Consider the following 17,843-nt stretch of genomic DNA (forward strand, 5'->3'; position numbering starts at 1 on the left):
GCTGTTTAAGTTACAATCAGACATGAAAATCCTTTGTTTATTCATGTCTTGCTCAACGTTAAAATAGCATCAGGCTAGCACGAAGATCAGCATAGCTTAATCACTCTTTATTTTACAGCGCAGTGGATTATTGCGCTTGCGCACAACCTGTTAAACTGCGCCCATCAGGCTTTGTCCTCTCACTTATTATTGTTAATCTTCCGGCATGACGAACTATTTATATCAAGAACAAAACTGGCAATCACAGCTCAGCGACCTGATCACCGATCCCCGCGAACTGCTTGAAGTACTGCAACTTGCACCAGAGCAACTGCTCTCAGGTGCCATCTTGGCATCTGAGCAGTTTAAATTGCGCGTGCCACGCGCTTTTTTGGGAAAAATGCAGACCGGAAACCCTTTAGACCCATTGCTTTTACAAGTGCTGCCCCATCATCTGGAACTGGAAGAACATCCAGGATTTGTTACTGACCCCTTGGGCGAAGAACAGGCCAATCAGCAACCCGGCGTACTGCACAAATATAAATCCCGTTTCTTGCTGACACTGACAGGTGCCTGTGCTGTACATTGCCGTTATTGTTTCCGCCGGCATTTCCCCTATCAGGAAAATCTGCCTAAAAATGAAGACTGGATAAATATCAAGCAATATCTGGAAAGCCAGCCTGATATTAATGAAGTGATTCTGAGTGGCGGTGATCCACTAACCTTATCGAACCGGAAATTAAAAACCTGGATTGAACGATTAGAATCAGTACCACATCTCAAATTCTTAAGAATACATTCACGAGTTCCTATTGTGATCCCCAACCGAGTCGACGAAGAGCTACTTAGCATGTTAAAAAACAGTAGGCTACGTATTATTCTGGTGGTACACTCAAACCATGCATCGGAGCTGGATGACTTCACTTGCAAGCGTTTAAACCAACTGGTTCAACAGCAAATCACCGTTCTGAATCAGGCGGTTTTATTAAACGGGGTGAATGATTCTGCTCAGGTTTTAGTAGATTTAAGCTATCGCTTGTTTGATGCCGGGGTCATGCCTTATTATTTACATGTACTTGATAAAGTAAAAGGTGCGCATCATTTTGATTTAGCGCCTGACCATATTCATGAGATTTATACAGAAGTTTTAGCGAACCTGCCGGGGTATTTGGTTCCTAAACTGGTTCGAGAAATAGCGGGCGAGAAGAATAAGACACCGCTTTTTGGGGTTTCAACATTTTTGAGTTAAATAATAAAGATGAGCACGCATACTTCAGACATTTTTCAGACACCGACGGAACTTAAACGAGAGCAGTTGAGCTTTTGTCCAACCACTGCCAAGGCTTTGCAGGAATGGGTTGCGGGGATTTCGATTCTACAACTGGGGAATTCATCCAAATCCCTGTTTAATGCCTTATTGGAAGTTTCTGAGCTGAAATGTACAGAAACCCTGCGCTTTGACCTGATTCAGGTCTTGCATCCTACCCTTGAAAATGTCCTGACCAGTCTGGAAAAGCATTTCGTCAATCAGGGCCTGATCACTTCCGACCGGAATGACCAGATTATTGAGCTGGCTATGCTGCTGCGCAGTCATTTTGCCAAAATTTATATCGATATCGTCAAACGCTGTAATCATCAGCTGACCCATCAGAAGTTTTCGCTATTTTCTCTAGGCAAAAAGAAGAGCATTCAAACTGCCCGGATGGTATCGATTTATTATGCACTACAGCAACTCACCCTTCTGTTATATCAACAGCATATGCTATATAGCACGCCAGGTCTGGGACAATGGCTAGCTGCCCATCAACTGCTTGAATGTGCCATAGACAACAATTTCTATCAAAGTAATATCAATCAGGTATTAGGCACCCAGCATGAAATCCAAAATATTGCACATGCCTATGCACAGCTGATTTTACTGGATATCTTCAATACTCATCAGATCCGGCCTGCAGAAATTCAGGGCCTGTATCTATGCAGTTTTGACTGGGCCAAACTGGTACAGATCCTGCCGAAGGAAACCACGCTGTCCCGTTATGTAGTCGATGCCAGCAAAGATCATCCGCCGATCTTTAATACCCATCAAGAGCCACAGTTTCAGCCAAGCTTCTATATTTCTACCCAGAACCTGATGGATCATTTAACGGGGACTCAAAGCAAAAATGCCCAGTATCTGTCTCGGAATGAAAAACTGTTCCTGACCCCTGCATTGCATTTTCATATCTACAATCTGCTCTCAAACAATGTCGAGCGTCGTCATGAACGTTATGAATATTCAGCCCAGATCAATATCTGCTTTGGCTTGAGTGTGGCGCATTTTTACCTATCTAAAGGTAAAAACTTCAACGAAACCCTGGAACTCGAGGCCAATTATAATTTCCAGAGCGAAAGCAGTTTTGTCAGCTCGATGGAAAATACGATTCCAAGTGCCTTTAGCAGTATCAAGGCGCTCGATCGAGAAACCAAACAGATCCATAGCGCTGAAGTTCTGGATATCAGTGTCAATGGTTACCGGATTAAATGGACTGGTATTACCCCGGCTAACCTGAAAACCGGTGAATTCATTCTGGTTCAGGAAAAAACCCAGAGTCAGTGGCGTGGCGGTGTGATTCGCTGGATCAAGCAGTCAACGGATAAGAGCCTAGAAATCGGGCTGGAAATTTTGGCACAAGAGCTCTTTCCTTGTGCAGCTTATACCCGTACCGAACGTCATCATGTCAACTATCAGCCTGCCCTGTTGGTGAAAATGACACAACTGGATCAGGTCTCGACCAGCCTGATTGTCTCTGGTTCACAGATGTTTAGGGAAAAACAAACCATTCATTTACGTCTCGGTCAGGAAGAAATCAAAATCTATCTGACCAAAGCACAACTGATTACGCAGAGTTTCATCCGTTTTGATTATGAATTACTCAATGATCAGGAAGAAGAGATGATCGAAAACTTTATCGATCAGCACATGAATGAAAGCAGAAATCATGATTTATGGGAAGCATTGAAGTGAGAAATCCATTATTGTCTAAAAAGTTAAAACGTACTGAAACACGTTTACTGATTATTGATGATAATCAAATTAGATATAACCAAATCCGTGATCTGCTGACCAGTAATGATTATCAGGTAGATGCCGTCCTGCTGGATGATCTGCAATCTTTTGAAAAACAATTAAATTTCAACTGGGATCTGATTATTTTTGGACGTGCCTACGACCTGAAATATGAACAGGCCTTAAGTTTGGTGCGCCTTTCGCAGCAGCCTAATCTGCCGATGATTTTGCTTAAACCGGATGATTATCAGGCTGAACAATATGCGCAATATATCCGTAAAGGGATCTATGACATTCTCAATTTTGACTACCTGGAACGCTTTTATGTGGGACTGGTTCGAGCATTGTCATTTAGCCGTTTGTCACAGTCTCAGCAACATTTAATGACTGAGCTGGAAACAGCACAAATTCAGGCACAATCTTTAGTAGACGACAGCAACCGTGCTGTTGCCACCATTCAGGAAGGGATTCACATTCAGGCCAATGCGGACTACCTGAAACTGTTTGGCTTGCAAAATGAAGATGAGATTATTGGTCTACCGCTTCTGGATCTGCTCCAGCCTTCAGATTTGAATGATTTTAAAACCCGTTTCAAAAAGATTTCTCAGGGTCAATTTGATTTAGGTCGAGTCGAGATTCAGTCTCTGAATCCGCATGTGTCCGCATCTAACCCATTAAAATTGGAATTCTTGCCTTCAACTGCTGAAGAAGATGCAGTGCAAATTAGCATTGATACCCAATCTAAAACAGTTTCTTCTGAGAAGACTCCTGGAAAACCAAGCGTTTTTCAGTCACTTAAACGTGAACTGAACAAGCAGTCTGCACCAGTGAATGCCTTGGTCACTTTCTCTTTTAGCGCTTATGATCCGGAAGTTCTACAGTCTGACTGGACCACTTTTAATGGGTACTTTGATGCAGTCAAAGAATTCCTCAAGGAACAGACCCATATTCCCCTGTTTAAACTGGAATATGATGTCGTTGTCGGTCTGTTCCAGGCAGACTCTAAAGCAATTCTTGAATCCAAACTGATCAGTTTAAATGCCTTAAGCAAACCGCAACTCATTACAGTGGGACCAAAGTCATTCCCTCTAAATTTGCGCTTGGGCTATGTCATGCTTGAACAGGGTTTGCAAGATGAAATGCAATGCAATACGCTGATTGGACAAGCATTCTCGACATCTTTACCTCAAGCAGAAGCTGTACCTGAATTTAAACTCGATATTCCTGCATCACTGAGCAGTCCGGCCATGGTAGAAATGCCAAGTATAGATTTCAGTGTTGCTGAAACACCAGTTGCCAGCTCAACAGTGGCAACGATCAGTCCAGCAGTCACGTCTATTCCTAGCGCTACACCTTCTATTTTGAAAGCCTTAAGTGAATGTCTGGAACGTGGCGAGATCCATTTAAAGTATCAGCAACTCTATGATAAAGAAGATACGCGTTTATATACCTATGAAGTGACCAGTGGCTTTATTTTTGAGAATAAATGGCAGGATATTTCTAGCCTTTTAGAACTTCACGAAGATGATGAACTGTCCATTAAACTGGATCGCTGGATTCTGGTTGAAGCCAGTAAACAGCTACACAACTTTATTACCCAGTATCCTGATGCAAGCTTAATTGTTAATTTGAACCGTGCCGTGCTATTTAAAGACCGCACCTTCCCGGAATTTATTTCCAAGCTGATTACGATTATTCGCAGTAAAGTGAAGCATCCGCTAATCTTGCAATTCTCAGAAGAAGATATTTTACTGAATCAGCAAGATGCACAAAAATATCTACGCGTATTGCATGAACATGGCGCGCTGATTGCACTTCGTGATTTTGGTCAATCAATGTACAGTCCAAATTTACTGCGCGAACTGGAACTGGATGGTGTCAGCTTACATTCGAGCTTAACTAATATGCTCAATAAAGATACCGAGATTGAGCAGTTACAGGAAAAAATCACCAGCTATAATGAAATCAAGCCACTCAATATCCTGATCCGTGAATTAAATGATATGACACTGTTCGCGAATGCCTGGAACGTGGATGCCCGCTTTATTCAAGGGAATTATTTCCAGAAAAAACTTGATCATTTGATTGATGTACAGGATCACTAAGATCTTGTACAAGCCTACAATTTAGGAAATCCAATGATAATTTTCTAAATTGTAGGCACAAAAAAACGGGCTTAAAGCCCGTTTTTTCATTTTGGGTATTAACGTTTAACAGAACGTGACATACCAGCAAAACGTTGTTTGAACTTGTCGATACGACCGCCAGTGTCAACGTTCTTTTGCTTACCAGTGTAGAATGGGTGGCAAGCTGAACATACGTCTAGATAAAGAGTTTCTTTACCAAGAGCTGAACGAGTTTCGATTACGTTACCACATGAACAAGTAGCAACTAAAGTTTCATATTTTGGGTGAATATCGGCGCGCATCGTCGATTACTCCATTAGATTCAAGAAGGTTTAGCTGTCATCGCTATTGATCACTCTCAAATGAGGAAGCAGGAACATCGTTCATGCAGATCAACACCACAACAGACCATTCTTTTGGCCCACCGAGACGGATACCGTCAGAGCTAAGCACAACAAGTGGGCGTCATTATACGTGAAACGAATTCAATATGCGAATTATTCTTCAGCTTCTGATCCAGCCTCTTTGGCCCACAGATTGGCAATAATCCCGCAGACCATCAACTGAATCTGATGGAAAATCATGATCGGCAGGACAATCATGCCCAGCGGCTGGCCAATAAATAAAATTTGCGCCATCGGTACTCCACTGGCCAGGGTTTTTTTAGAACCACAAAAGAATGCCGTTTTCTGGTCAGCGCGGCTGAAGCCCAGCCAGCGTGGAATATAAAGTGATAATAACATCACAATGGTGAGTAACACCGAGCAAGCCAGCAATAGCAGCAACAAGGTACTCAGGCTCACTTCATTCCACAGACCAGCCACTACGGCGCTACTAAAAGCGCCATACACCACCAGTAAAATCGAGCCTTGATCGAAGACCTTGACGATTTTTGGCATTTTCATCATTTGTGGATAGATCCATGGACGCAGAATCTGTCCTAAAATAAACGGCACCAAGAGCAGCAGTGTAATCTGGATAATCGATGAAGTCGGATCAAAACCATGATCAGATTGACCGAGAATAAAAAATGCCACCAATAATGGGGTAATAAACATACCGATCAAATTGGAAAAAGAGGCGCTACATACCGCCCCGGCGACATTGCCATGAGCCACCGAAGTAAATGCGATCGAGGACTGCACAGTGGATGGCAGGAAACACATAAACAGGAAACCCCAATATAGTTCCTGTCCGAGCATCGGTAATAAAATCGGCTTGGCCAAAAGTCCGAGAATTGGAAACAAAGCAAAAGTTAGCGCAAAAACCAAAGTATGCAATTTCCAGTGCATAATGCCTTGCAGCACAGCTTCACGAGACAGTTTGGCGCCGTGCAGGAAAAACAGGATGGCGATCGCTCCTGTCGTCACCCAGCCAAAGACTTCAGCCGCCTGCCCCGAAACTGGCAACACACTGGCTAGCAAAACCATCACAAACAACAGTATCGTAAACCGATCCAATGCCAAGAACTTAAGCATATCCCTATAATCCCTCAGATTTTATTGTTTGATATAAAAATGCCCGGCTATCTTAACAGATGCCGGGCCCATGCTATGCACTCAGATTGATGTAATATTTTCATCTATACATGAATGCATTTCATATATCTCGCTACATCACACTTAGTTATTACGTGCATTGTTGTCTTGCTGGATCAGCTCGATCTTGTAGCCATCTGGATCTTCTACAAATGCAATTACAGTCACGCCACCTTTCATCGGACCGGCTTCACGCACCACATTACCGCCACGCGCTTTAATCTCTTCACACGCCTTGTAAGCATCATCAACTGCAATCGCGATATGACCATAAGCATTGCCCAGTTCATAGCTGTCTGTATCCCAGTTATGCGTCAATTCCAGTACGGTGTGATTTTCTTCATCGCCATAACCGACAAAAGCCAAGGTAAAACGGCCCTCTTCGTAATCACGCTTACGAAGCAAAGTCATGCCAAGTACTTCAGTATAGAACTTGAGAGATTGTTCTAAATTGCCTACACGTAACATGGTATGCAGCATGCGCATATTAATCATCCTTCTGTACAGATTGTTGTTGGTGTTCACCGAGCAGTTTTGCGACCCAAACCACCAGAATCAGGATCGGAATCCCGATTAGAGTAGTCATCAGGAAGAAATTCGGATAACCGATATTGGTGACTATAGTACCCGAATATCCGCCTAAAATCTTAGGGGTCAAAGTCATGAGTGAGCTAAAAATCGCATATTGAACAGCGGTAAAAGACACACTGGTCAAGCTCGACAAGAATGCAATAAACGCAGCACCAGCCAGCCCAGCAGCCAGATTGTCGACAATAATAGCAAAATAAAGCCACTTGTCGCTATAAGGTTTAATTACCTTACCACTGACTTCGACTGTATCTGAACTGCTGCCATCTACGACCGCTAAAGGCTGAATATCGAGATCTAGATTCTGGGTACTGGCCAAGTGATCATTGACCTGATAAACATGTATGGTTTGCTGTAGTGCTTGACCATCTTGCATCAGGACGGCACTGATAATATGTGCAGGTGACTGAATCAGTTGTTGTGCAGGAATCGCGGCAGTAAATACGCCTTCGCTTTCCAGTTTTGCATCAATATTCTGATCGTTGATTTGCAACACAATCTTTTGATTCTCTTGCAGTGCTTTACCGACATACTGGCCGCGCACTACAATGGTCTTGTCCTGTTCAGCTACAGTGAGGGTATTGTCACTGGTGATCGGCAGGATCTGTAACTGGGTGCTGCCCTGTTCTGCAGTCAAATACGGCATAATGACCTGCACTGGTGCTTGATTCGTATTATCTGTATTAAGATAAGCGGCTGTCACTTGCAGCTGTTTACTCTGCGCCAGCACTGCACTTGGGATATCCAGCTTCCAGTAACCTACTTCATCGGTCTCTGCCTGATAAACCTGATTACCGGCTTTAACTTCAACAGCTGCCAGTTTTTCACCCGACTTGACCAGTCCGATAAAAATCAGGTTAGTGGAACAGGCCAGCACGGCACCGACAAACATCAGTTTCATGATGTTCATCTTTTGGGCCAAGAGCCCACCAAGGAATCCCCCCACTAAAGAGAAAATCACCCCATAGACTTTAACCGCCTCGGCAATCTGTTCTTTACTGAAATTCAGGTCCTGATAGAACACATTGGAAATGACGCCGGCAATAATATCGGAGACCCGATAAAAACCAATCAGCAATAACAGCACCAAAGCCAGCTTTAAACCATACCGTTTAAAGAAGTCGGCAACCGGATTGACCCAAGTTTCGTAGGCCATCTGCTTGTTAACCGCACCCATTTTTACCAAGCTTGCCCCGATGACAAATGCGACGGCACCCGAGCCAATAAAGCGCAAAGCTTCAAAACAGAACAAGGCAAAGGTATCTTGAATGGCGAATTGTTCGGTGATACTGGCCACCAGATTGCCTGAATAGATATAGCTCAAGACAAAACTGATTACCGCCACAAAAAACACCGCAACTAAACGGAAATAATCACTGCGCACATAGTGTTTGCGTACCCGGTTAACCTGCGGCTCCCGAATGGACAGTGTGGTGATAATACCGACCAGCATGACAGCAGCCATCGCCAGATAGGTCCATTTCCAGGCATCATAGATATAGTTGCCTTTCGCAGTTCCCAAATAGGCCGCAAGAAACAAGGCACCAGCACCGGCCACAATCATCCCGATCCGGTAACCTGCATTATAGGTGGAAGCCAATACGGTCTGCATCTGGGTTTCCGCCAGCTCAATCCGGTAGGCATCAATCACAATATCCTGCGTTGCTGCGGAGAAACCAAGCAGGACAGCACCGAGCGCCATTTGCTGTAAATGTGTGGCACCCAAAGCCGGATCAGAAAAGGCCATAATGGAAATGGCACAGACAATCAGAATCTGCGCAATCAGCAACCATGCACGACGACGTCCCAGAGCCTTGGTCAGAAAAGGGACAGGAAGTTCATCAATGAGCGGTGCCCAGACGAATTTAAACGAATAGCCCAATGCGGCCCAGCTAAAGAAAGTTACTGCACTTTTGCTGATTCCGGCCTCACCTAACCATAAAGACAGACTGGAAAAAATCAGAAGAATCGGCACACCAGCCGAAAATCCCAAGAACAGCATGATCAATGCACGTCGATCTAAAAATGCTGTAAATGCGGATTTCCAACCCGTCGTTTGTGTTGTCATTGCTTTATTATTTTCCGCAGAAAAACCAATTGCTGCTATTCAATCCTGTAATAGCGTATCTTTCAACAAGATTTATATATTTATCACATTTCCGGTTTTTTATTTTCTGGCAAAAGCGACATGTTGGCTTGAATTTTTCAAGTAAATCTGTATACCTTAACTCTCATCAACGTAATATTTCGTTTTGGATTTTCAACAGTGACCCAGAGACTCGATCAAATTAATTCTTCTATTGCCAGCAACACCAGCACAACTCCACAAAAAATCCGCTCAGATTTACTTATCTCTGCATTTGAACAAAGCGAAATTAAAAATACTCTGGACCATACCCGGTTAACATCCACCCAGCTGACGCACATTCCAAACTTAGAAAAAATTCCTGCGTCAACCAAACGGATCAAGCCCCTGAATAACTTTTTGGGCCAAGATCGCGCACGCGCCTCAGTTGAGGCCGGGATTGCCCTGCCTTATTCCGGCTATAACATTTTTGCTGTCGGTACCGCAGGTCTCGGAAAACGCACCATGGTGAAGCGTTTGCTGCAACAGCACGCCAAAACTATGGAAACCCCGAATGACTGGGTGTACGTGAATAACTTTCAGAACCAGCGTCAGCCAATTGCACTAGAACTGCCCCCGGGTCATGGTCCAAAATTCCAAGCCATGTTGAATCAAAGCTGGCAAACGATTCTGAAACAGCTTGAGCGCCGTTTTACTGCAGAGACCTATCACAACCGCATCGAAATGATTCGCCAGGAAACGGGAGATGAGCAACAGCAGGCGCTGATCGAACTGACCAAAGAAGGTGCAGAACTGGATCTGAAGCTGATCTCTCGACATGATGAGCACTGTTTTGTACCTGTACATCTGATTGATGACAAATTGCAGGAAATGTCTCAGGAAGATCTGAATGCCTTAAGCAACAAAGATCGTGCCGAACTGGCGTCCAACATGCGCTATATGGATAAGAAACTGGAACGTCTGGGTTTGCACCTGGGTGATCTGGAAGATGATGCACGCGATCGCGTACAGATCCTGAACCGCGATATCGCCAAGCAGGTAGTCTTGCCGCGAGTCGAACAGATTCTGGCAAAATTCAAACATGTGGAAGGTCTGGAATATTACCTGAAATACTATGCCGAAGACATTATCAACAATGTCGAAATTGTGCTGGAACAGGAAGAAGATGACTTCACTCCGGCACTGTTCAGTCGCGTTCCGGCACGTTATCAGGCGAATGTGATTATTACGCACAAGCCGAACAGTGGTGCACCGGTGATCTTTGAAGATTTTCCAACGCATTACAACCTTTTGGGTCATGTGGAACAACTGACCCAAAATGGCACGATTACCACGGACTTTACCCTGATTCGTCCAGGTACATTGCATAAGGCTAACGGTGGCTTCCTGATGCTGGAAGCAGAACAATTGCTGGAACAGCCATATGCATGGCAAGGCTTGAAGCGCGCACTTAAATCGGGACATTTAAAACTGTCCTCGCTTGAGCATATGATCACCCTAACCGGCAGTATTTCAATCGAACCTGCTTCGATTCCATTGAATATCAAGGTCATCTTGCTGGCTGAGCCTGAGATCTATTATGAAATTTTAGAGCTTGAACCAGAGCTGGGCAGCATCTTTAAAATCCGTGCTGATTTTACCGATACATTACAACGTAATGACGACAACGAGCAGGCCTATATGCAGCTGATTGCCGACTATGTGCAATCGGATAAATTATTACCTTTTGACCGTTCTGCTTTGGCGGCATTGCTCACAGATTCCAGCCGTCAGGCCGAAGATCAAAGTTCATTGTCATTACATGCCCTGACGCTGGGTGATCTGATCCGTGAAGCACATCATCATGCCTTCCAGGCTGGCGACAAGATGGTGTCAGAAAAACATATCAATACTGCCCTGGATCATCGCAAATATCGTCTCGGCTATTTACGTGAACTGTATTGGCAAGATCTGACTCGTGGTACTCAACTGATCGAAACCCGCGGCCATCGTCTGGGCCAAATCAATGCCCTGTCCGTCATTCATTATGCTGATGTTGAATTTGGTCTGCCTTCACGACTGACTGCTTCGGTGTATCAAGGTGGTGGTGATATTCTGGATATCGAACGCAGTGTGGAACTCGGTGGCTCTTTACATGCTAAAGGCGTGTTGCTGATGTCGTCTTTCCTGAAAGCACATTTTGGTCGTGAACAGACCTTGCATTTCTCTGCTGCACTGGCCTTTGAACAAAGTTATGGTCAGGTCGATGGTGACAGTGCCACAGTCGCGGAACTGTCTGCCTTACTGTCGGCCATCAGTCAGTTACCGATTGATCAATCCTGGGCCATTACCGGTTCCATGAACCAGCTGGGACAAGTACAACCGGTAGGTGGTGTGAATGCCAAAATTGAAGGTTTCTTTGATGCTTGCAAGTTACAAGGTCTGACCGGAAAACAAGGTGTGATTATTCCGCGTCAAAATATGCAGCATCTGATGCTGCGTAAAGATGTCACCATTGCTGTGGAAGAAGGTCAGTTCCATATTCACGCGATTGATACCATTGATCAGGCGCTGGAAATTCTGATGGCGCGTCCTGTCGGCACCTTGGATAAAAAAGGTCGTTATAGCAAAAATTCAATCTATGCCGCAGTGATGGCACAGCTGGATTATTGGCAAGCGATTGAAGATGGTGCCGAGCTGGTCGAAGTGCCGAAGAAAAAGAAAAAAAAGAAGAAGAAAAAAGACAAGAAGCAAATCGTCGAGCCACAAACTGAAGTTGAAGCTGATGCTTCGACAGTTGAAAAGCCGGATGCAGCGACAGAGGATTAACTCTAACCTTGACCTAAGCAAAAGTAGAGATAAAAAAAAGCGCTTCTCAATGAAGCGCTTTTTCACATCTGAACTTAATTTAATACAAAATTAAGCATCAGCTGCCGGGCTATACTGTTCAACTAAAGGCTTTAATTCACCTTTTTGGAACATGTCGAGCATGATATCACTACCACCGATCAACTCACCATTGATCCAAAGCTGTGGAAATGTCGGCCAGTTGGCGATTTGTGGTAACATCGCGCGAATGTCCTGGTTTTCCAGAATGTTTACATAAGCAAACGGACGACCAATTTGACTGAGTGCTTCTACTGCACGTGCAGAAAAACCACATTGTGGAAATTGCGGTGTGCCTTTCATGTAAAGAAGTACTGCGTGTTTTGCAATTTGGTCACGAATTAACGCTTCGGTATCGCGTGCTTGTTCAGTCATTGATAAATCCTCAACTCATCTGTCTCGCATTATACCCAAATCCAGGCAAAACAGTATGTCTAAAGCAATAATTCCAATTTTATTTACAATTACCCTTTAAATCTGAGTGGGTTTTTGCTTATATAAGTTTTTCTTTCCACCTAACAGTTAAGAGTTAGTCATGAATAATATTACCCTCGCACCGGTACAAACTGATCAACCGTCTCATTTGATGCCTGTTTTTGGCCGTCAACCGATCAGCTTTGTCCGAGGACGAGGTGCATATCTTTATACCGAAGATGGTACAGAGTATTTAGATGCATTAACCGGAATTGCGGTATGCGGTTTGGGCCATGCGCATCCAGTCATTGCCGAAGCGATTGCTGAACAGGCAGCGACCCTGATTCATACCAGCAACCTGTTTGAAGTGCCTTGGCAAACCGCTGCCGCACAGAAACTGGCTGAAGTTGCAGGTATGGAAGAAGTATTTTTCTCCAACAGTGGCGCAGAATCAAATGAAGGTGCAATCAAAATTGCACGTAAATTTGGTCATATGCAAGGCATTGCATCGCCTAAAATCATTGTTGCCGACCAGTCTTTCCATGGTCGTACCATGGCCACCTTATCTGCTACAGGCAATAAAAAAGTGCAGGAAGGCTTTGGCCCACTGGTTGAAGGTTTTGTCCGTGTACCTTTTGGTGATATCGAAGCGATTGAAGAAGCGGCAATCAATCACCCGGATATCGTAGCGATTTTGGTTGAGCCTATTCAGGGTGAAGGCGGTGTCAATACCGCACCTCAAGGTTTCAGCTATTTAGAAGAAATTCGCCAAATCTGCAACCAGCATAACTGGCTGATGATGCTGGACGAAGTGCAAACTGGTAATGGCCGTACCGGTAAATACTTTGCTTATCAGCACACCAATATTATTCCGGATGTACTGACCACAGCCAAAGGCTTAGGAAATGGCTTCCCGATTGGTGCAGTCATGACCCAAGGTCGTGGCGTCGGTGTATTAACTGCTGGAAATCACGGTTCTACCTATAGCGGTACAGCACTGGGTTCGCGTGTGGTCTATACCATTCTCGATATTATGCGAAAAGAAAATATCGTCGCGAATGCTGCTGAAAAAGGTGCTTATATCGTTGACCAGCTACGCAACAAACTGGCAGATCAAAATGTCATCGTACGTGGTTTTGGTCTGATGATCGGGATTGAATTACCAAAAGAATGCGGTGATCTGGTTGCGATTGCACGCGATGAATACAAGATGATTATCAATGTCACTGCAGGCAATGTCGTTCGTCTGTTGCCTACCCTGAATATTACCCAGGAGCAGGCAGACCAGTTGATCGAACGTCTGGTGAAAATGATCAAAGCTTATTTGGCATAAAGCCCTAGCCTAAAAATTAAAAAAGTCGCTCTAAAGCGGCTTTTTTATTATTCTGCATTCTATGATGCGTTTTGTAACATACGTCCGCCAGAGATCTGGCTAAAATATTGTTTCAAGGTATCAAGACAACGAAGAATTTTTGTCGGTTGTTGTTCACGTTTCGGAATAACCGCATACAGTGTAATCGGTGGCAGTCTCCATTCAGGCAGAACTTCAACTAAAGTACCGTTAAGCAAATCCTTTTTAGCATCAAGATATAAAACCTTGGCAATCCCATTGCCCTGCAAGCACATCGATTTTGCAACCAAACCGTTATTGGTACTGAAACGGGATTTCAGTTCAAACTCGGCTTTTTCTGCAGTATTCACATGTTGAAAATGATAATACTGATGGTTTTTAAGATGCGTTAAAGGTAAGACCTCATGATTTTTAAGATCATCAGGTCTCGAAATAATGGTGCTTTGATTAATATAACTCGGTGTCGCCACCAGAATTTGCTCAATCTGCATCAATGGCACAACCTGAAGATTATGCTCATCATTTTTCTGTTCAAATCTTAGGGCGATATCAACCCGCCCATCCAACAAATCAACCTCATGATTGTTTGTTTCTAAATGTACTGCCAAGCCACGATGTGCAGCCATCCAATGAGAAAGTGCAGGAATCACATGATTCGCGCATAATTCTGGCAAAGAAACGATACGCAGCTCACCCACAAGATCATCACGTAACTCATTGATCCGGACTTTACCGCGTTCAGCAGCAGATAACATTTCTTGACAGCTATGGAAAAAAGCTTGTCCCGCTTCGGTCAGACTTAATTTTCTCGTAGAACGGTTTAGAAGTACGACTTCCATATCGTGTTCTAATGAGCGAATTTGTTGACTGACGGCGCTGGTCGTAATCCCTAATTCACGGGCAGCACCGCTGAACGAGTTTTTTTCCACAACGCAAGCAAAGACACCCATTGCTCGAAGTTGATCTAACATAAATTTCCCTCTAAACTTATGAGGTGCTCCATCATTTGATAAAAGCAACTTATTGTATTATACGGCGAAATTTACACTTTGCATTATTTATTTAATTGTTTGGTAAAACTGCAGTAGGATTAATAGGTTTGCCGTCTAAACGCACCTGAAACTCAAGCATGGTGCGGGTTGTACCAGTCGACCCCATTTCTGCAATTTTTTGACCAGCCGTTACATTTTGGCCACTTTTTACGTTCAATTTACTGTTATGTGCATAAGCCGTGATATAGCCATTGATATGCTTTACCAACACCAGATTGCCATATTCTTTCAGACCATCAGCGGCATACACCACCTGCCCGTCTGCTGCGGCAAATACCGGATCGCCGACATTGCCACTATAGCGGGTGCCCTTGATATTAGAAGCTAAATTGTATTGCTGAAGAATCGCGCCATTCGATGGTTTTACCCAACGTAAACCTGCTGCCGTAGATACTGGCGTTACCGGTGCAGATGTACTGACACGTGGTGTGGTTTGTACTGTCGTTGCTGGCGTAACCGGTGCCGGTGTAGGCACTGCAATTGTTTGACGCTGGATTGGCGCTGCCTGAGTCATAGCCTGAGTACTGGTGCTACGGCGCGCAGTATTGCTTTTCAGGCGGATCGATTGTCCGACATAAATCCGGTAAGGTGCACTGATGTCATTCATCTCTGCAACACTGATATAGTTCAGTCCATAACGTGCTGCAATCCCACTCAATGTATCTCCTGAACGCACCGTATAGAAATCAGGAGCTGTTGCATAACGCGTTGCATTATTCACCTGGGGTTTGGTGGCACAACCGGTAATTACTCCTGTAGAAATAACAACGGTCGATAAAACGAGGGTTTTAATCAGGGTTGCAGGCGAAGCTACGACACATTTCGGTAACACCAAGAACATTATCTTCCTCTCTAATGCTATACGGTTGCAAAATTCCGTTAAGATTAGCAAAGTTTTACGGCAATATACTTGCAATCGCGAGTTTTTCACAAAGTTATAACACTAAGGACGCATTTTCTGCCAATTGTGTTTGTAAATTCCGCAGACTCTCATAATTGGTAGCATCCATCTGAATCGGGGTAATACTGACATAGCCATTGGCGACCGCAGAGAAGTCCGAATCAATTTCGTTAAATCCTGGCTTAGGGTCTGCGACTGCTTCTCCTGAGAGTCCAATCCAGAATACCTGACGACCACGCGGATCTATATGACTCGTCACCGGTTTAGACTGACGGCGGCGACTTTGATATGTCACTTTTTCACCCTGCAATTCAGTTACATCTGGAATATTGATATTAAAAATATGTCGCTCAGGCAGAATAGGCAAACCACGAGCAATAAAATCATGCACCCATTCGGCGGCCAACTGATAATCCTGAGGCTGCTGATAGCCACGTACATTCGGCCCACTCAGTGATACGGCAATCGCAGGATGTTTAGTTAAACGACCTTCAAAGGCCGCCCCGACTGTACCGGAATACAAGATATCATCTCCCAGATTTGCGCCGCTATTTATCCCGCTAACCACCAGGTCAAATTCAAAATCAAATAGCCCGTTCATAGCCAAGTAAACGCAATCTGCCGGCGTCCCATTAACCGCCCAGACATCAGGAGAAATCTGGATTGGGCGTAAAGGGCGGTCCAAAGTTAAGGCACTAGAAAAGCCACTGCGTTCACTTTCCGGTGCCACAATCACCACTCGCCCCAAAGGCTTTAGCGCTTGCGCCAAAGCCTGAATACCGGGTGCAAACACCCCATCATCATTTGAAACTAAAATATTCACTAAAAAATCTCGTTACGCTAAAAAATGACTGACTAGGACATTTCATTGTATTAGTGCAGGAATTATATATATTTATTGCTCGACATCCATCTTTATAATATGTGGCTCAAGATGATTAAAAAATTCTCTTTATTTAGCGCTCTCACTTTAAGCTTGGCAGCATTTATTTCCCCTTCAGTCATGGCAAACGATCTGACTGTTGAAGAAAACAATACCATTGTAAAAGAAGATATTGCATCAGCACAGGTTATGGCTGAAGTTTGCCCGGCAATCATTGGTCAAAATCCAAAATTTAACAGCACCGTTGAACAATTGATCCAGTCTTATCTTGCAGACTACTCAGATAAAGGCATGAGCTATCAAAAGCTACAGGCAGACAGTGAATATAAATCTTTACTTGAAGAAGCACGTCAGGGTGCAAAGCAAACCAGCTCAGACGAGCAGGAAACTGTCTGTGAAGAAATGCTGAACTACCAAGGCTAAGCCAGCTAAATTTTCAAATAAGACGGTGTAAACATCGTCTTATTTTCTCTTACAGATTTATTCATAATTCTACAGCTTCGCTACATTTTCCCACTTTTCAATTTCAAAAATAAGTTTAAGCTAGGCAAATTATTGTTCTAAATCCATTTTTTGAGTTTTCAATGAAAAATCCAATATTCCAAGCTTTAACATTCTGCGCAATTTCTGCCGCCACTCTTTTGGGAACTTCTGCATTTGCAGCCGATGAAAACATTAATGTTACCCCAACTCAGCAAGTGACCAAACAGGAACTGGCAGCCATTTATGTTCTTTCAGAAATCTGTCCAAGCATGGTCAAAGACAAGTCACAGTTTAATCAGGGTTATACCAAGCTGGTGACTGAGTATATGCCGGGCCAGCGTAATCCGGTTGAAAGCTTAAACCAGATGGCTAAACAGAACGATTTCCGCAATATTCTGGCCGAAGCACAATCGGATGCCAAGAAAGCCGGCAAGAAAAAAAATCAGGTGATTTGTAATGAATTAACCACCTATAACAATTAAGCTGCTTTTCTGCCGATAACTTACAATACTTTTGAAATAAGACCGGGTT

The 17,843-nt window shown here is 43.9% G+C and carries 15 protein-coding genes; 7 read left to right on the plus strand and 8 right to left on the minus strand.

The genetic code is table 11. From position 1 onward, the window contains the following. The first annotated feature begins 205 nt into the window (after window positions 1-205). Genes epmB through ACP7BU_RS02135 form a run of 3 tightly spaced genes read left to right on the plus strand, consistent with a single transcriptional unit; the run spans window position 206 to window position 5,130 of the window. Window positions 206-1,228, plus strand: coding sequence for an EF-P beta-lysylation protein EpmB (gene epmB / locus ACP7BU_RS02125; protein WP_425878002.1), 1,023 nt, complete (start codon window positions 206-208; stop codon window positions 1,226-1,228). A 9-nt stretch (window positions 1,229-1,237) separates the two neighbouring features. Beyond that, a complete protein-coding gene (locus ACP7BU_RS02130) occupies window positions 1,238-2,983 on the plus strand; it encodes a GTPase (protein ID WP_425878000.1) in 1,746 nt (581 codons plus the stop codon). Next, complete coding sequence (locus tag ACP7BU_RS02135) at window positions 2,965-5,130, plus strand: EAL domain-containing protein (protein WP_425877998.1); 2,166 nt, start codon at window positions 2,965-2,967, stop codon at window positions 5,128-5,130. Before ACP7BU_RS02130 ends, ACP7BU_RS02135 begins: the two co-directional genes overlap by 19 nt. Before the next feature lie 98 nt (window positions 5,131-5,228). On the opposite strand, the gene rpmE is transcribed toward ACP7BU_RS02135, so the two are convergent. The 4 genes from rpmE to ACP7BU_RS02155 all read right to left on the minus strand — a co-directional run bounded on the left by rpmE (window position 5,229) and on the right by ACP7BU_RS02155 (window position 9,345). Continuing rightward, window positions 5,229-5,453, minus strand: a complete 225-nt coding sequence (gene rpmE, locus ACP7BU_RS02140) for a 50S ribosomal protein L31 (RefSeq protein WP_004279743.1) — start codon at window positions 5,451-5,453, stop codon at window positions 5,229-5,231. Between the two features lie 195 nt (window positions 5,454-5,648). Beyond that, window positions 5,649-6,629 (minus strand): bile acid:sodium symporter family protein, encoded by a 981-nt coding sequence (locus ACP7BU_RS02145; RefSeq protein ID WP_222112002.1) that lies wholly within the window; start codon window positions 6,627-6,629, stop codon window positions 5,649-5,651. 144 nt (window positions 6,630-6,773) lie between these two features. Continuing rightward, window positions 6,774-7,175 (minus strand): lactoylglutathione lyase, encoded by a 402-nt coding sequence (gene gloA, locus ACP7BU_RS02150; RefSeq protein ID WP_004279741.1) that lies wholly within the window; start codon window positions 7,173-7,175, stop codon window positions 6,774-6,776. 1 nt (window position 7,176) lies between these two features. Next, window positions 7,177-9,345, minus strand: a complete 2,169-nt coding sequence (locus tag ACP7BU_RS02155) for an AmpG family muropeptide MFS transporter (protein WP_425877995.1) — start codon at window positions 9,343-9,345, stop codon at window positions 7,177-7,179. Between the two features lie 198 nt (window positions 9,346-9,543). Here ACP7BU_RS02155 and ACP7BU_RS02160 point away from each other — a divergent pair, with 198 nt between their 5' ends. After that, window positions 9,544-12,171 carry a Lon protease family protein gene (locus ACP7BU_RS02160; RefSeq protein ID WP_180086684.1) on the plus strand — a complete coding sequence of 876 codons (2,628 nt, stop codon included), beginning with the start codon at window positions 9,544-9,546 and terminating at the stop codon, window positions 12,169-12,171. Window positions 12,172-12,261: 90 nt separating this feature from the next. Here ACP7BU_RS02160 and grxD read toward each other — a convergent pair whose 3' ends face one another. After that, a complete protein-coding gene (gene grxD / locus ACP7BU_RS02165; protein ID WP_004279738.1) occupies window positions 12,262-12,603 on the minus strand; it encodes a Grx4 family monothiol glutaredoxin in 342 nt (113 codons plus the stop codon). A 160-nt stretch (window positions 12,604-12,763) separates the two neighbouring features. Here grxD and ACP7BU_RS02170 point away from each other — a divergent pair, with 160 nt between their 5' ends. Beyond that, window positions 12,764-13,975, plus strand: coding sequence for an aspartate aminotransferase family protein (locus ACP7BU_RS02170; RefSeq protein WP_425877992.1), 1,212 nt, complete (start codon window positions 12,764-12,766; stop codon window positions 13,973-13,975). A gap of 59 nt (window positions 13,976-14,034) precedes the next feature. Here ACP7BU_RS02170 and ACP7BU_RS02175 read toward each other — a convergent pair whose 3' ends face one another. From ACP7BU_RS02175 to surE, 3 genes are all read right to left on the minus strand, one after another. After that, on the minus strand, window positions 14,035-14,964 hold the full coding sequence (locus ACP7BU_RS02175; RefSeq protein ID WP_044112899.1) for a LysR family transcriptional regulator: 930 nt from the start codon (window positions 14,962-14,964) through the stop codon (window positions 14,035-14,037). 91 nt (window positions 14,965-15,055) lie between these two features. After that, the gene (locus ACP7BU_RS02180) at window positions 15,056-15,886 is read right to left on the minus strand and encodes a peptidoglycan DD-metalloendopeptidase family protein (RefSeq protein ID WP_425877990.1); all 831 of its coding nucleotides are present in this window, start codon (window positions 15,884-15,886) and stop codon (window positions 15,056-15,058) included. A gap of 94 nt (window positions 15,887-15,980) precedes the next feature. Then, window positions 15,981-16,769: a 5'/3'-nucleotidase SurE gene (surE, locus tag ACP7BU_RS02185; RefSeq protein WP_005246800.1), complete on the minus strand. Its 789-nt coding sequence runs from the start codon at window positions 16,767-16,769 to the stop codon at window positions 15,981-15,983. Between the two features lie 111 nt (window positions 16,770-16,880). Here surE and ACP7BU_RS02190 point away from each other — a divergent pair, with 111 nt between their 5' ends. Together ACP7BU_RS02190 and ACP7BU_RS02195 are read left to right on the plus strand one after the other, a co-directional pair. After that, the gene (locus ACP7BU_RS02190) at window positions 16,881-17,252 is read left to right on the plus strand and encodes an MCR_0457 family protein (protein ID WP_425877988.1); all 372 of its coding nucleotides are present in this window, start codon (window positions 16,881-16,883) and stop codon (window positions 17,250-17,252) included. 161 nt (window positions 17,253-17,413) lie between these two features. Then, window positions 17,414-17,794: an MCR_0457 family protein gene (locus ACP7BU_RS02195; protein ID WP_005104587.1), complete on the plus strand. Its 381-nt coding sequence runs from the start codon at window positions 17,414-17,416 to the stop codon at window positions 17,792-17,794. The last annotated feature ends 49 nt before the right edge of the window (window positions 17,795-17,843 follow it).

Source organism: Acinetobacter sp. 40AMC3-4, from assembly GCF_049898185.1.
Classification (GTDB): domain Bacteria; phylum Pseudomonadota; class Gammaproteobacteria; order Pseudomonadales; family Moraxellaceae; genus Acinetobacter.